This window comes from Afipia sp. P52-10 (genome assembly GCF_000516555.1).
Lineage (GTDB): Bacteria > Pseudomonadota > Alphaproteobacteria > Rhizobiales > Xanthobacteraceae > P52-10.
The window spans coordinates 296,566-312,319 of record NZ_AZSJ01000004.1; the positions used below are offsets into that span (position 1 = coordinate 296,566).

11 protein-coding genes are annotated in these 15,754 nt (G+C 59.6%); 4 read left to right on the forward strand and 7 right to left on the reverse strand.

What is annotated here, in order from left to right:
- Nucleotide 1 precedes the first annotated feature (1 nt).
- The 3 genes from X566_RS16250 to X566_RS16260 all read right to left on the reverse strand — a co-directional run bounded on the left by X566_RS16250 (nucleotide 2) and on the right by X566_RS16260 (nucleotide 4,073).
- Nucleotides 2–1,456 (reverse strand): hypothetical protein, encoded by a 1,455-nt coding sequence (locus tag X566_RS16250; RefSeq protein WP_244434808.1) that lies wholly within the window; start codon nucleotides 1,454–1,456, stop codon nucleotides 2–4.
- A gap of 83 nt (nucleotides 1,457–1,539) precedes the next feature.
- The gene (locus tag X566_RS16255; protein WP_034469375.1) at nucleotides 1,540–2,649 is read right to left on the reverse strand and encodes a glycosyltransferase family 4 protein; all 1,110 of its coding nucleotides are present in this window, start codon (nucleotides 2,647–2,649) and stop codon (nucleotides 1,540–1,542) included.
- A 50-nt stretch (nucleotides 2,650–2,699) separates the two neighbouring features.
- Nucleotides 2,700–4,073 (reverse strand): lipopolysaccharide biosynthesis protein, encoded by a 1,374-nt coding sequence (locus X566_RS16260; RefSeq protein WP_160170487.1) that lies wholly within the window; start codon nucleotides 4,071–4,073, stop codon nucleotides 2,700–2,702.
- Nucleotides 4,074–4,380: 307 nt separating this feature from the next.
- Here X566_RS16260 and X566_RS16265 point away from each other — a divergent pair, with 307 nt between their 5' ends.
- The gene (locus X566_RS16265) at nucleotides 4,381–6,453 is read left to right on the forward strand and encodes a GumC family protein (protein WP_081740274.1); all 2,073 of its coding nucleotides are present in this window, start codon (nucleotides 4,381–4,383) and stop codon (nucleotides 6,451–6,453) included.
- Nucleotides 6,454–6,525: 72 nt separating this feature from the next.
- Here the strand turns inward: X566_RS16265 and X566_RS16270 are convergent, their stop codons facing one another.
- From X566_RS16270 to X566_RS16285, 4 genes are all read right to left on the reverse strand, one after another.
- Nucleotides 6,526–7,449, reverse strand: a complete 924-nt coding sequence (locus X566_RS16270) for a WecB/TagA/CpsF family glycosyltransferase (protein WP_051444261.1) — start codon at nucleotides 7,447–7,449, stop codon at nucleotides 6,526–6,528.
- Nucleotides 7,450–7,662: 213 nt separating this feature from the next.
- Nucleotides 7,663–8,670, reverse strand: coding sequence for a UDP-glucose 4-epimerase GalE (gene galE, locus X566_RS16275; protein WP_034469378.1), 1,008 nt, complete (start codon nucleotides 8,668–8,670; stop codon nucleotides 7,663–7,665).
- A gap of 214 nt (nucleotides 8,671–8,884) precedes the next feature.
- On the reverse strand, nucleotides 8,885–10,138 hold the full coding sequence (locus X566_RS16280) for a D-amino acid dehydrogenase (protein ID WP_034469805.1): 1,254 nt from the start codon (nucleotides 10,136–10,138) through the stop codon (nucleotides 8,885–8,887).
- Nucleotides 10,139–10,333: 195 nt separating this feature from the next.
- Entirely contained in the window at nucleotides 10,334–10,885 is a 552-nt protein-coding gene (locus X566_RS16285) for a cupin domain-containing protein (protein ID WP_034469380.1), read from the reverse strand.
- A 145-nt stretch (nucleotides 10,886–11,030) separates the two neighbouring features.
- On the opposite strand from X566_RS16285, the gene X566_RS16290 reads away from it, so the two are divergent.
- From X566_RS16290 to X566_RS16300, 3 genes are all read left to right on the forward strand, one after another.
- On the forward strand, nucleotides 11,031–12,368 hold the full coding sequence (locus X566_RS16290; protein ID WP_034469383.1) for an aspartate aminotransferase family protein: 1,338 nt from the start codon (nucleotides 11,031–11,033) through the stop codon (nucleotides 12,366–12,368).
- 391 nt (nucleotides 12,369–12,759) lie between these two features.
- Complete coding sequence (locus X566_RS16295; protein ID WP_034469807.1) at nucleotides 12,760–14,139, forward strand: aminotransferase; 1,380 nt, start codon at nucleotides 12,760–12,762, stop codon at nucleotides 14,137–14,139.
- An 11-nt stretch (nucleotides 14,140–14,150) separates the two neighbouring features.
- The gene (locus X566_RS16300) at nucleotides 14,151–15,749 is read left to right on the forward strand and encodes an ABC transporter substrate-binding protein (protein ID WP_034469385.1); all 1,599 of its coding nucleotides are present in this window, start codon (nucleotides 14,151–14,153) and stop codon (nucleotides 15,747–15,749) included.
- Nucleotides 15,750–15,754: the final 5 nt, after the last annotated feature.

Below are 15,754 nucleotides of genomic sequence, written 5' to 3' on the forward strand. Positions count from 1 at the left end.
GTCACTTTACGAACAGGTGCGGAAACAGCTTCGGACGAATGGTCGTTCCGTCGATGACCTCAAGCCGACCGCACCGATTCAGTGTATGCAGCTTGCGGCCGGGCCATTGCTGGCTCGGCTTCAGCCTCCGATGCACCGTCTGACGAAATGCATCCGGAGAAAGCTCGACGACCTCGGCCAGCGCAAGACCGCTGCCGTAGCCCTCGCTGCAATCTTGAATCGGACGCCACAGGCGATCTCCCCTCTTCACGAATGCACCAGCTGGCCTCGCGCTGGAACGATCGATCAGTACGGGGTTCTTGGCGTGAGGATGCCAAGGTCCCAACAGGCTATCCGCATGATAGATAGCCAACGTATCGGAGTAGCCACCGGCACCGTCCCAAAGCGTGCCGAACATATAGTATCGTCCGTTGTGTTCAGTAACGGTCGCGTCTGACAGCTGGAGATTGGACAGCAAGGTCGCATGCCGCTCCCATCGATGCGGAAAATCGACACATCGATAGAGCGCGACCTCGTGGCTCGCCATGCCTTCCGGAATCATCCAGAGTGAACCGTCATGGACCATCAGGAATGGATACGACAGGTGCCAACTCTCTTCCAACACCGGCATCGCCGCGGCCGTCGGACCCGTTTGGTCGAATTCGATCGCCGAGATGAAACCCTTGCCGACGCGGTGATCGAGTTCCTCCACGAAGACGAAAGTCTTGCCCTGCCACGTCATCGGAAATGGATCCGCGTAGAAGCGCATGCCGGGATCTGGAGCGACACGCCAAGCCACCCCCGACAGATCTCCTCGCTCCCAAACACCGCCGCCATCGACCATGCGCCATCCGACGTGCCAGTGCGGTGAATAACAACACAGCCGGTAGATTTCTCGTGCGAGCGATCGGGTCAACCCAGCCAATACGTAAGGGACAGGCGAACGTACTTCGGCAGCATCGACGGACCGACGAGAGACATGTTGATCAGAAACCGCCAGTCCGCCCGACAGGAGTCCGCTTAGCAAGGTGATCGTGCGTGCCATTACCGTATCCAGCGCACCGCTCAAGCCTTGCGCGGCCTCCGCTGACGGATAAGCACTGGCAACGACGACAGACCGGCTTTCGTCAACGATATCGATCCTCGGCAGATCGCCGTCCAGGATCGCCTGTAGCAGGCCGTTTTCGCCCGCTATGCCGTTATAGAGCGGTTTGAACCGCTGCTTGGACAGGCCTGTAGGCGTGACGAGCTCGGAAGAAAAATCGATGACGACGTCGGCGGTCTGCCCGGCGGACGAACCACGGTCGATCACCCCGACCGATGTAGCGCGCGAGCCGTCGACAGCGCCTCGCTTCAACAACATGCGCTCCAGGTCGAACAGAAAGTCCAAACCGGCGGGCTTGGGCGCGCTGTCATCGACCCATGCAATCTGCACCGCAGTATCATCCTTGGAGAGGGCGCGAATGGCGCGTTCCATCCAAGTCCGCGGGCGAGACCGGTCAAAGCGGAGTTCAAGAATCATTTGAAACATGCCCGGCAAATGCTCTTGCCGGCGAGGTGTTAGGTGATTTGTTCGAAGATCCGTTCGTAGTCGTCAACCATTGCATCAACAGAGTATCTGCTCTTCAGCCGCTGCGAACTTTGCCGCAACGCGGCTTTCAAGCTTTCGCTTTCCAGAACGCTTGCCGTCGCGGCCGCCAGGTTCTCCGGGCTGCTCGCATCGACAAACACAGCTGCGGGCTCGTCCTCGACAGATAAGACCTCGCGCAGAACGGGCAATCCGTTCGCAACAACCGGAACGCCGGCTTGCGCCGCCTCCACGGCCGCCAAGCCGAAGGTCTCCGCGATCGTCGGAAAGACGAAGACATCGAGCGCTGCGAGAAAATCACCGATCCGCGTGGGAGCAACTTCGCCAACGAAGTAAACCCGGTCAGCAACTTTAAGCTCGGAGGCCAGATTTTCAAGCCGCTCGCGATCGGGCCCTTGCCCGAGCAATGCGAGATGCCAAGCCGGACGCAACGGCAGCATCCGAATTGCAATATCGAGCCGCTTCAGCGGATGCAGTCTCGCAACACAACCAAGTAACGTTACGTCAGCAGGGAGACCAAACTCCCGGCGAGCCTGCTCTGGTGTCAGCTTAGACACCCTCTCCTCGAAGCCATGCGCAACGTAGACAAGCCTGCGGCTGTACGGCTTGGGATAGGCCTCGTACACGCGCTTCACATCGAGGGAGTTCACCGTTACGGCCTTGAAGCACCCGGCCATGCCGAGCCAGTAGTCAGCCGTCCGCACCAATCGGCTCATCGTCGGAAGCGCCGACACCTGATTGGCAACGACCGGCGCCGCACTCGCAAGCCTCGCAATCGGACCGGCAAGGATGTTGCCATAGTGCTGAAACGTCAGAACGATATCGGGCTTGGCGTGACGGATTTGCCGGGCAAGCGCCCTGCAGAAGCTGAGGAACGAAGCCGGAGAGGACGGCCTTTGATCGACGCAATATGCTGTATTCGGCGGCTCGGTGAAAGTGGTCGACTTGCGGAAGAAGAACAGGTTATGGACGTCATATCCCCGGGCGGCCAGGCCGCCACCGAGGAGACGCGTGATCTCCTGCGCTCCGGCATTTTCAGCTTGCGTTTGAACCAGCAGGATTCGTTTAGGGCGAGCGCTCATCGTGATATCTCGATCAACACCCTAACTATCGTGCAGTGCTTCATGAATAGCTAATTTGCGGCAATCATCCGCGAACGCCGAAACTTTCGCACCACAGCCAGCACCGAGGGATCGATACCGGTCCAACGTCGGCACAGGACGTTCATAGTTACCGTCATAATCAGTAACGATAACGTCGCCGCCATCGCCGCGCCCATCAGGCCGAAGAAGGGAATGAGGACGATGAAACCAACCAGCCTAAGGGCGATGCTTCCCGCCAAAATCCACGGATAACGGCCCTCGAAGCCTGCAATCATCAGGATCGCCGGCGCCGGCCCGCCGGCCGCATAGAGCGACGTGCCAGTGACCAGAACGAGCAGTGTCCATTTCTCGCCGGCGAAGGAGGGACCGAACAACCCCAACAGCAGCCCGCCGCCCACCCAGACGACGAGCAGCCCGCCGATCACGCACAGAAGAACAACTTCCGCCATGCTCAGCAGAACGCGGTTCAATTCCTCCATATTCCGGTTGAAGTAGAGGCCGGGAATCCGGCGTGTGGCAAACGCATGCACAGCCGAAAGGAGCGTGCCGAAGACATTCGCAAGACGCGTCGCGACAAAGTAGACGCCGGCTGACTGGGCATCGAGCAGCCAATAAACCACCAGCACGTCGAAGTACTGATTCAGGGCTTCAAGGATCGAGGTGATCCAGAAATGCGACGATGCACGCAGCCATTCGCCGGTCCGCCATGCCGGCTTGGTTGCCAGGAGATGGCGTGGAAAGGCCGTGTAGACGATGATCCCCTGCACTGTGATCGCAATAGCCAGCGCACCGCAGGCGACCGAAAGAAATTCCGTCTCACCGATCGAGCCCTTTTTCCCCACGATCACGAGCAGCACCAGGACGACCAGCCCTTTCCACAGCAGTTCGCGCGTTCCATCGGTCAGCAGTGTTCTCACCGCGAAACGGGCGAGATGACTGCCAAAGGCAATGATGGAGTTTGCGACCAGATACAGGGACGCCGCGACCATCAGGCTCTTGCTTTCCTGCAGCAGAAAGGAGCCGGTGAGAAACAGGCATGTCGCGGTCAGAACCGGAATGACGCTGACGATCTGCAACGAGAACAGCGCCGCGCCGTGTGCAAGCTCGGGAGAGTCCGCTGCCGCGTATTGATTCAACGACCTGAGGACGAACATCTCCTGCCCGAAGACCGCGAAGACGCCTCCCATCTGCGTGATGCTGAGCCACATCGCGAGATGGCCGAAATCGTGAGCCGACATCGCACGCGCAGCCAACGACAGCATCGCAAAGGAGGCAGCGCCGGCACCAACCTGGATCAGGATCGATCCGGATAAGGCCTGCGCGATATCGCCGCCAACCCGCCTGGCGAGTGCTCTCACAGAGGTCTGTATCACGAGCAACAATGAAAACTTCTCCACACACACGGCTGGTCGTCCCAACCACGTAGACGTGGGGTAATAAGCCACCGAAGGCCTTACCCTTTGTATTTTGATTGATCTAAAACCGGCCCTGTTCATTAGGCTTTTGTTAAGCCTGCCGGAGATGCGGCCGCCCCTGTTGCAACCGCCGTTATTTACGCATTTACCTACAATCCCCGATAACGAGCCGCAACACGAATGCGCGTTCAAGGGGCTTCAATCACGCAAACGTAACAGTCGATTAACCATAAATCCTTACCGTCGGCGCGTCTCCGAGCGTGCTGATTTGGACGAGACTTGAGCTGGAGTGCGTATGATGTCGGGCAGGCAGGCGGCAACGGGGCCGATTGACCGGCTGCCCTCCAATCCCACACCGCGGGGAAGCGGCACGTACACCCAGGCTCCCGACGCAAGGCGCTCCGCAGCCAGCATCCTGCTGTCCCCTTCTGCCCTCTTCGGCATTCTCCGTCGAAATCTCATCCAGATCATTGCGGCTGCGCTGGCGCTGTTCACGCTGGGCGCCGTGCTGCTGATGGTCCTTCCCGCCCGTTACACCGCGACATCACTGGTGCTGGTGGACCCGCGCGAGCAGAGGATCACCAATGAGCAGGATGTGCTGCCCGGCATCGGCCAGGACACGACGGCGCTGCAAAGCATCATCGAAATTGCAAAATCCGACGGATTCATGATTCCGATCATCGAGAAACTCGATGTCGCCAACGATTCCGAGATATCGGGCGGCGAAACGAATATCGCCAAGCTGCTGACGCGGTTTCGTGGCCGCCTCGACGTGGCGCGCCGCGGGATTACCTACGTGGTTGCGATCTCGTTCACATCAAACAATCCGGACAAGGCCGCGCGATACGCCAACACCATTGCCGAAGCGTTCGTCGCCAGCCAGGCGAAATCCCGGGCCCTTGCCACTGAGGAAGCTGCCGACTGGCTCAACAATCGCTTGAACGCCCTCCGCGATCGCCTCAAGACGTCCGAGGATGCCATCGCCGCCTTCAAGGCGGAGCATCGGATTGTCGACGCCGGAAGGGATAGCACCACGCGGCAGATCCGCGCGACGGAGCTCAGCCAGCAAGTCTCCGCCGCGAAACTGCGCACCGAAGAGGCCAAAGCGCGTTATGACCAGGTGCAGCGAGATATGCGCGCGAACGTCGATGCCTCCATGGGATTGCGTTCGGAATTGTTGACGACGCTACGCGCACAGCGCACGCAGTTGAATGACCAGATCGCACAGAAGCGGGCCGTGTTCGGCGATCGGCATCCCGATCTCGTCATCGCGCTCAATCAGCGGGACGAATTGGGGCGCCAGATCGAGGCTGAACGACGGCGTATCGTTCAGGCGGCCAAATCCGACTACGAAACCCTTCGCGATCAACAGAAGCAGCTCGAAGGCCTTCTGGCGACGGTCGAGGCCGAGATGCTGACGACGGCCCAGGCTGCGGTGAGGTTGCAAGATCTGCAGCGCGAGGCCGACGCAAACCGAAGCATCTACGAACAATTCCTCGCCCGCTACAAGACGACAAGCGAACAACGCTCGCTCCAGACTTCGCAAACACAGGTGGTTTCGCTGGCGACGGCCCCCGCCCGACCCAATCGCCCGCCGACCTCCCTCTTGCTTGCAGGCATTGCGCTTGCCTCGGTGTTGGCTGCCGTCACTGCTACCCTCGCTCTTGCGATCACGGGTGCGAGATTGCCGATGCTGCCCTTGAAGCTGCCGGTTCTTACCTCGCCCGCCCTTGCCGAAGACCCGAAGGTCAAGGCCGCACTCGACCTGCCGGTTTGGGGCGTGATCCCGACCAAGGCCTATGCGAGCGAATTCAGATCGCCCCGCACGCACGGCACCTCGCCGGAGATCAAAGCCAACCTGACGGAACTTCTGGAGAGGATCGCCCTGTCCCGCGGTCTCCGGGGGCAGGTTGTGCTATTCCTTACCGGCAGCACTCCTGCCGGCGAAACCGCCATTGCCGATGCACTGAACGCACTTGCCATTGAACAGGGAATGTTGAGCGTGCTGATCCAAGTCGAACAGCGATCAGCGTCGCAAACGTCTGCGTTCCTTGCGACCGGGATCGACGCGGTCCCCGTGCGCACGACGATTTCGTCGTTGAGCTCGCTTCTGTCCGAGCCCGACAGCTCTGACCGGGCGCGGCATGGGGACATGAAATCGGAGTTCGACGTGATCGTCATCGACGGTACGTCTGTCGAGTCCACGAAGGACATCGCGCATTTGGCAGACTACGTCGACTTCGCAGTCTTTGTCGTCGAAGGACGTACACACGACACCAGGCGCCTGGCCGATGCCCTGGATGCGCTCGCGCGCAATCGCAAGATCGAGACCGGTGTCATCATCGATCAACAGCCCGCCGCGGCCTGAAGCAAAACTAAAGCGCGATAAGGCTGAAGACCTCATCGCGCTTCGGGCAAGCAGGTTGACGGGCCGAACGGATCAGCCGGAGCGCGTCAGCAGCAGATAGAGGGCCGGCGGATTGGTCTTGATGTAGCGCTGCCCCAGCCGCACGGGCTCCAGCCACGCCCGCCACAGCCACTCAAGGCCGACCTTCTGCATCCACGACGGCGCCCGCACTCTGGCACCGGAAACAAAATCGAACAGTCCGCCGGAGGTCTTGATGACGCCGACGGACGTCAGCCGATGGCGGTTGCGAACGACAAAGGACTGTTCGTGGGGCACGCCCATCGAAACCCAGAGGATGTCCGGAGCGAGCGTTGCGATCTCTTCGCAGGCAGCCTTTTCTTCCTCGAGGGAGTTGAAGAAGCCGTTCCGGCGGCCGACGAGCTTCAGGTTCGGAAACTGCTTCTGCACTGTCTCGGCCGCCGCCTTGTTGACCGCTTCGGTGGCGCCCAGCATGAACACAGTGGCACCACGGCGTTCGGCTTCCGCATTGACGTCATTGAACAGGTCGGTCGTCGCAACGCGCTCGGGCAATGCCACCTTGCATTTCAGCCGCGAGACGAACACATGCGGCATGCCATCGGCGTGGATCGCATCGGCCTGCATGAACAGCGAACGCAACTCCCTGTTCACCGCGCAGTTATAGGTGACTTCGCCATTGGTCGATGTCAGATACGCCGGATAACGCCAGAGTCCCTTCCGCCGCAGCGCCTCATCCACCATCACCTTCGCGCTTCGCGCCCGGTCAACGACGGCGACCGGAAGACCGCCCAAGCGAATCCGGCGCCAGCGTCGAAACGGATTTCGACGGCGGTCCGGCGCCACTCTGCGATCGTCCCCACCGATCAACTCGCGCAACTGCGCGGGCGGCATATAGGCCGAAACCCGGCGCTCGGCATTTCGCCTTTCACGCTTGCGTGGCGCACATGAGGCAGTTGGCTCAGACGTTTGAAGCGACATGGCTGATGCATCCGGCAGGGTGTTTCCGGCGGCATCAAAGAGAAGCTTCAGACTTAAATCAATGATATTCGGAACACGGCGTTAAGTAAGGTAAATATCTGAATTTACTTCTCTTTCCCTGTTCCAAAACCGGAAATCCGCGCGCCTGCTCGCCCCAAAATGGATCATACCTGCGCCGGGATGGAACACCGTCCGATTGACTGCAAGCCCCAGTTATTTTGCACGCCTGCGATCGCTCGCGATCAGCCGCTTTTCCCAATCGAGCGCGTGCCGAACGATCTCGGCGAGATCGTCATGACGAGGCTTCCAGCCAAGCACATTCTTCGCCCGATCATTGGCTGCCACAAGGATCGCAGGATCACCTGCGCGCCGCCCCTTCAACCGCACCTCGAAATCGACGCCGGACACCTGCTTCACCACGTCAACAACTTCGCGGACGGAATAGCCGCTTCCGTATCCAATGTTGCAGGCGAGGTTGTCGCCGCCATTGCGCAGGTAGCGGAGCGAATCCAGGTGGGCCTGAGCGAGATCGCTGACGTGAGCGTAATCACGAATGCACGAGCCGTCCGCTGTCGGGTAATCCGTGCCATAGACGTCCATTCCCGAACGCGAGCCAACAGCGGCCTGCACCGCGATCTTGATCAGATGCGTCGCCTGCGGCGAATTTTGTCCTGCCCGGCCCGCAGGGTCCGCCCCCGCAACGTTGAAGTATCTCAAAGCACAATATTTGAGCGGCGAGACTTTCGCCGTGTCGGCAAGCATCCACTCGATCGCGAGCTTCGAACGGCCATAGGGATTGATCGGCAAGGTCGGGCTGTCCTCGCGGATCGGCACCACCTCAGGCTCACCGTACACGGCGGCGGTCGATGAGAAGATGAAATTGGTGACGCCATGTTGCACGGCTGTCTCGATCAACGCGCGCGAGTTGACAGTGTTGTTGGCGTAGTAGCGTAACGGATCGGCCATCGACTCGGAGACGATAATGCTGGCGGCGAAATGAACGATGGTATCGATGCCTTGCTCTTTGATGATCGCACCGACCAGATCGGCATCGCCGCAATTGCCCTTGTAGAAAGGAACGTTCTGGGGCACGGCAAATCGTGCGCCGGTCGATAGGTTGTCAAGAACGACCGGAGCTTCTCCCGCGTCAAGCAAGCTCAGGACCATATGGCTTCCGATATAGCCGGCGCCGCCGGTCACCAAAATCCGTTTGTTCGCCATGACAACTCATCAATCATTCGCTTGATCTGCCGGACAAAACAGTCCGAGCGATCCTATATCCATCTTGCGTGGCGGCTCGCGGACTTGCAATCCGCAGCACCGGCCAGCCCAAACTTAGGATGAAGAAATATCGTCAACAGGGCGTGCCGGGCGATGGCCCTTGGCCAATCAGGTGCAAACGCAGTTAACAGTCTGGAACGAGCGCCGGCGAGGTTCAAGCATATCGCGTCATCGCAAGGCCAGAGACATCGATCTCCGGCGAGCGGCCAGAGAGCTGATCGACAAGCACGCGCGCCGATCCGCAAGCCATTGTCCAGCCGAGCGTTCCGTGACCCGTGTTGAGGTAAAGATTCCGATATCTGGTCGCGCCAATCACCGGCGGTCCATCCGGAGTCATGGGCCGAAGTCCGGTCCAGAACGTCGCCTGTGACAGATCGCCGCCACGCCCGAACAGATCACCGACTGAATGCTCCAGCGTCGCGCGGCGGGACGGATAGAGCGTCTTGTTGTAGCCCGCAACCTCAGCCGTTCCGCCGACGCGAATGCGATCACCAAGCCGCGTAATCGCCACCTTGTAGGTTTCGTCCATGACGGTCGATTCCGGCGCACCCGCAGGATCGACGATGGGAATTGTGATGGAATAACCCTTGATGGGATAAACAGGGATACGAAGTCCAATCTGCCGCAGCAGTAGAGGCGAATAGCTGCCGAGCGCCACCACATAAGCATCCGCCGCGAGATCACCTGCCGACGTCCGTATCGAAGATATCTCTCCGGCATTTGCAGCGATGGCCGTGACCTCCGTGTTGTAACGAAACACAACGCCCAAGTCTTCCGCTTGCGCGGCGAGCCGCTCGGTGAACATTCTGCAATCGCCGGTCTCGTCGCCCGGCAGACGCAAGCCGCCGACGAATTTGTCGCGCACCGCCGCCAGCGCCGGCTCGGCACGAATACATCCTTCGGGATCGAGCACTTCGTAGGCGACGCCATAGCTCTTGAGCACATCGATGTCGGCACCGACGCCGTCGAGCTGCAGCTGCGTCCGAAACAACTGCAAGGTACCACGCGCACGCTCGTCGTAGGCGATTCCGATTTCGTTTCGTAGATCTCTCAATACATCGCAGCTGTATTCAGCCAGCCGCACCATACGTCCTTTGTTCAGCGCATAACGATGGTGCGTGCAGTTGCGCAGCATACGCGCCACCCAGAGCCACATCGACGGATCGAGACGCGGCCGGATTACCAGTGGCCCGTGTTTCATCAACAGCCATTTCACCGCCTTGAACGGGACACCGGGCGCTGCCCACGGAGAAGCATAGCCGGGCGACACTTCACCAGCATTGGCATAACTTGTTTCCAGCGCCGGGCCCGGCTGGCGGTCGATCACCGTGACCTCGTACCCCTCCTTCGCCGCGTAATAGGCCGTCGTCACACCGATGACGCCGCCCCCAAGAACGATCACGCGCACAGCGGCCTCCAACCTTTGCCTCAGTCACCGGAACTCTCGCGCTCTATGATGCGGCATCCACGACGCCGATGATAGACCGCATAATCCTCAATCGACGACAAGCGTTTTGTCGGGTGAACCATCGATGGACACCAGGACGCTGCTTCAGCGATGGCGCACATCTGAAACAACCTCAACACTCCGGTTTGCACCTCTTCAAAAAGTCGGAGGCGTACATGCGCTGACCACCTCGCAGGCGACCGGTCCAACGCAGCGAAAGCGATGCGGACGGCGGCTTTCGAAATAATAGGCATCGCCGGGACCAAGAATCTTGCGCTGATCCTCGACGGTGACTTCCAGCCGGCCGCTCAGGACGATACCCCCCTCCTCTCCATCGTGCACCAGCGGGACTTTGCCAGTGTCCGAACCCGGCTCGTATCGTTCCTTCAGGATCTGCAACGCGCGCCCAAACAGATGATCGCCGACCTGGCGGTATGAAATCTTACCTTTGCCGATCTCGACCAATTCGTCGGATTGATAAAAAACCTTCTGCGCCTTGTCCGGCTCCATTGCGAAGAACTCCGCCAGCCCGATGGGAATGCCATCGAGAATGCGCTTGAGCGCGCCGACCGATGGATTGGTCTGGTTGGATTCAATCAGTGAAATCGTCGAGTTGGTGACGCCTACGCGCTTCGCCAGTTCACGCTGAGACAGCGCGTGCCGCATCCGAATGAAGCGCAACCGGCCGCCGATATCGATTGTCGTCATGCTCCACCGCCTGTTTCGGATGTTTAATAAACCAGAACATTTCTCCTGAAGTGGCACAATTTCAATAGGATAATACGAGAAAGAAAACGGCTTGTTGCATGATCCAAATCATGGCCCTGCTCGCCGCCTGCCAGGAGCTTCCGCCATGAACCAGCACATGCCTCAGAACTATCCAACACTCGACCACTATTGGATGCCGTTCACCGCCAACCGGCAGTTCAAGGCCGCGCCGCGCCTGCTGAGTTCGGCGGAAGGCATGCACTACACGACAATCGATGGCCGGCATGTGCTGGATGGGACGGCAGGGTTGTGGTGCGTCAATGCCGGTCATGGACGCAAGAGCATTGCCGATGCTGTCGATCGGCAACTGCGAACCCTTGATTACGCGCCATCATTCCAGATGGGCCATCCGATCGCCTTCGATTTCGCCCAGCGACTGGCCGGAATAGCGCCAGGTGGTAGCGCCGCTCAACTCGATCGCGTGTTCTTTACGAATTCCGGCTCGGAATCGGTCGATACCGCTTTGAAAATCGCTCTCGCCTATCAGCGTGCAATCGGCCAAGGCACACGATCCCGCCTGATCGGGCGCGAGCGCGGTTACCACGGCGTAGGCTTCGGCGGCATCTCGGTCGGCGGTCTTGTGAACAACAGGCGCGTTTTTCCGCTGCTGCCGGGAAGCGATCACCTGCCCCACACGCATGATCCGATCCGCAACGCCTTTGCAAAAGGTCTGCCGGAGCACGGCGCCGAACTCGCAGACGATCTCGAGCGTAAGATTGCCCTGCACGGCGCTGAAACGATCGCGGCCGTGATCGTCGAGCCAGTTGCCGGCTCTGCTGGAGTGCTGCTGCCGCCGAAAGGCTATCTCAAACGCTTGCGCAGCATCTGCAGCCGTCACGGCATTCTCCTGATCTTCGACGAGGTGATCACAGGATTCGGCCGCCTGGGAACAGCGTTTGCGACCGACTATTTCGGAGTCACGCCGGATCTCGTCACGACAGCGAAGGGCCTGACCAATGGTGCAATTCCGATGGGCGCGGTGTTCGCCAAACGTGACATCTACGACGCGCTGATGCATGGCCCGGGCCATCAGATCGAGTTGTTCCACGGCTACACTTACTCCGGTCACCCGGCCGCTTGCGCTGCGGGCCTTGCAACGCTCGACATCTATGAGACCGAAGGCCTGCTAACCCGAGGATCGGCCATCACCGAGGCGTGGCAGAGCGCGATGCACGGCTTGAACGGCCTGCCGCACGTCATCGACATTCGCGCGCTAGGTCTCCTCGCGGGCATCGAACTGGCACCGCGTCCCGATGCACCCGGCGCGCGCGCCTACGATGTGTTTCTCGATTGCCTCGCCAACGGTCTCCTGATCCGCGTGACGGGTGACATCATCGCCTTGTCGCCGCCACTGATCGTGGATGTCGGACAGATCGATCAGATCGTCACCACGCTTGGCAATGCGTTGAAACGAGCGGTTTGAGTGCGGCAACCGCCGCCGCTATCGCTTCAATCTCCGCGATCAAAGGGCGGCGTGCGCAGCACCGATAGCTGCCGCGTCCACCGGAAACTTTCGGCGCAGATACACGAACCGCAGTTTCGCAGGACGAATGCGCAATATCGAAACGCACGTCAATGAAATGAACTTTCTTTGTTCAGCATAAACTGAAACTGCCTAATCTCGCATCGCTTGCCGTGAAGCGGTTTCGTTCTCCGCACACACGCATTCACACGTTTTTGGCGCTCGGTGCATCCGAAAACGCGCGAACATTTTGATCTTTTCCTCTGCAATCCTGTCGGTCGTAATCTGCCATTGACGGTCTCGAAACGTCACCTCAAGCTGAGGAACTTGATCAGCATCAATGGCAGCCAAAATGACCACCAGCAAAGCCTTGCGCCAACGCGATATCGATCACGTCGTCCATCCCTACACTAACTTCAAGACACTCGCGGCGAACGGGCCGCTCGTCATCGAGCGGGGCGAAGGCGTCTACATTTACGACGACCAAGGGCGCCGTTACCTGGAAGGAATGGCCGGCCTCTGGTCGACATCGCTCGGCTTTTCGGAACCGAGACTTGCGGAGGCCGCAGCACGCCAGTTTGCGAAGCTGCCCTATTCGCAGATCTTCGGCGGCCGCTCGCACGAGCCGGGAATTCTGCTCGCGGAGAAGCTCACCAGCATCGCCCCTCAGGGCCTCAACCACGCCTTGTTCGCCAATTCTGGCTCGGAGGCAAACGACGCTGCTGTCAAGATCGTCTGGTACTACAACAATCAGCGTGGCCGGCCTGCGCGCAAGAAGCTCATCGCCCGCTATCAGGGCTATCACGGGGTGACAGTTGCCGCCGGAAGCCTCACCGGCCTACCGCATGTGCATGCCGACTTCGATCTGCCGATCGCGCAGCTCCGCCACACCGATTCTCCGAGCTATTATCACTACGCACGCGACAACGAGACCGTAGAGCAGTTCGTCGAACGCATCGCAGCCAATCTGGAAGACCTGATCCAGAAGGAAGGCCCAGATACGATTGGCGCGTTTTTTGCTGAGCCTGTAATGGGCTCGGGCGGCGTCATCGTTCCGCCACCCGGCTATTTCGAACGCGTGCAGGCAATCCTGAAGAAGTATGACATTCTGTTTGTCGCAGATGAAGTCATCACCGGCTTTGGCCGAACCGGCGAAATGTTCGGCTCGTTCACCTATGGGTTGAAGCCGGACATGATGAGCGTTGCCAAAGCCCTATCATCTTCCTATCTGCCGATCTCGGCACTTTTGATGACCGACGACATCTATAATGCGGTCGCCGACGGAAGTGCAAAGAATGGTGCGTTCTCACACGGCGTGACTTATGCGGCCCATCCGGTTTGCGCCGCTGTCGCCCTTGAAACACTGGCCATCTACGAAGAGCGCAACATCGTCGGCCACGTCAAGCAGGTGTCGCCACGGCTGCAGTCGGGATTGCAGGCGCTGCAGAACCATCCGCTGGTCGGCGAAGTGCGTGGCGTCGGCTTGCTTGGCGCCGTCGAACTGACCACGTCCAAAGCGGCGCGACGCGGCTTCGATCCGAAACTCGGCTTCGGTGCATATGTCCAGAACCGCGCGCTCGAACACGGCGTCGTGGTGCGCGCGATCCGCGACGCGGTCGTCGTCTGCCCTCCGCTGATCATCAACGACGCCGAAATCGAAGAACTGCTTGACGGACTGCGCCGGGCTCTGGACGATGGACTGACGCACGCGCGCAAGCAAGGCTGGCTCTAAGGAACCATACAATGGCAATGCGACGTAACTGGACGCCCCTCACTGCAGCCATCGGTCTTGCCCTCGGTCTTGCCATGACCGTCTGCACTGCGCATGCGCAGAAAAGCGGCGGCACTCTCAACCTGATCGTGCAACCGGAACCACCGACCATTAATCTTGGCATTAATCGGCTCGGCCCCACGTCGTTCGTTGGCAGCAAGATCTATGAGGGATTGATCACCTTCTCGCCCAAGCTCGAGCCCAAGCCCGTTCTCGCCGAATCGTGGACGATCTCGCCGGATGGCCTCACCTACACATTCAATCTGCGCAAAGGCGTCACCTGGCACGACGGAAAACCGTTTACATCCGCCGATGCCCTGTTCAGCTTCCAGAAATTTCTCCCGGCGGTGTTCTTCCGCTCCAAGCTGGTGCTCTCGGAAGCCGAGAGCATCACGGCACCCGATGATTACACCATCGTCTTTAAGCTGAAGGCGCCCTTTCCCGGGTTCATCCAGATTTTCGAGGCGACCGGCGGCACCATCATGCCAGCCCACCTCTATGAGGGCGTAACCGACTATCGCAACGCCGCCTCCAATCAGCAATTCATTGGCACCGGCCCGTTCAAGGTCGGTGAGTGGCGTCGCGGCAGCTTCATCCGCCTGGTCAAGAATGAGAACTACTGGGACAAGGGTAAGCCGTATCTCGACGATATCTACTTCCACGTCATTCCCGACGCCAACAGCCGCTCGATTGCCTTTGAAACCGGCAAGGTGGATGTCCTGCGCGCCGGCGATGTCGAGAATTTCGACATCAAACGCCTCGCCAGCGAGCCCAATGTCGAGCTGACCGACGCCGGGTGGGAGTTCCTGCAGCCGATCGGTTATTTGCACCTGAACAACCGCCGCAAGCCGTTCAACGACGTTCGCGTCCGGCAAGCCGTCGCCCATGCCATCGATCGCAAGTTCATTATTGAAACGATCTATGCCGGCTTCGGACGCGAGATCAACGGCCCGTTCTACAGCGCCAAGCCCTATCGCGATACGTCCGTCGAGACCAAATACGATTACGATCCGGAGAAGGCGAAGAAGCTGCTCGACGAAGCTGGCCTCAAGCCTGGTCCAGGCGGCGTGCGTGCAGAAGTCGATCTCATCCCGCTGCCTTATGGCGAGATGTGGCAGCGGCTAGCCGAATATACGCGGGAGGCGTTGGGCGCCGTCGGTATCAAGGCGAATATCGCTTCAGTGGACGTCGCTGGATGGTTTCAGCGGATGACCACGTTCAACTACGATGTGGGACATAATTTCGTCTACACGTTCGGCGACGCGTCGATCGGAATCAATCAGACATATTTGACCGTCAACGGCGACAACACCGGGACCACCGGCGGCAACGTACAAGGCTACTCCAATGCCGAGGTGGACGATATCCTGGTCAAGGCAGCCCACGAGAACGACCCTGCAGCGCGTGCAAAACTCTATTCGCGCTTTCAGGCCATCGTCACCAAGGAGGTGCCAATGGTCTGGACCCATGAGATGGTGTTTCCGACCATCTACCGTAAGAAAGTTCACAACCTCACCAGCACGGGGCTCGGAACGAATGAGAATTTCGCCGATGTCTGGGTGGATCGCTAACGAAT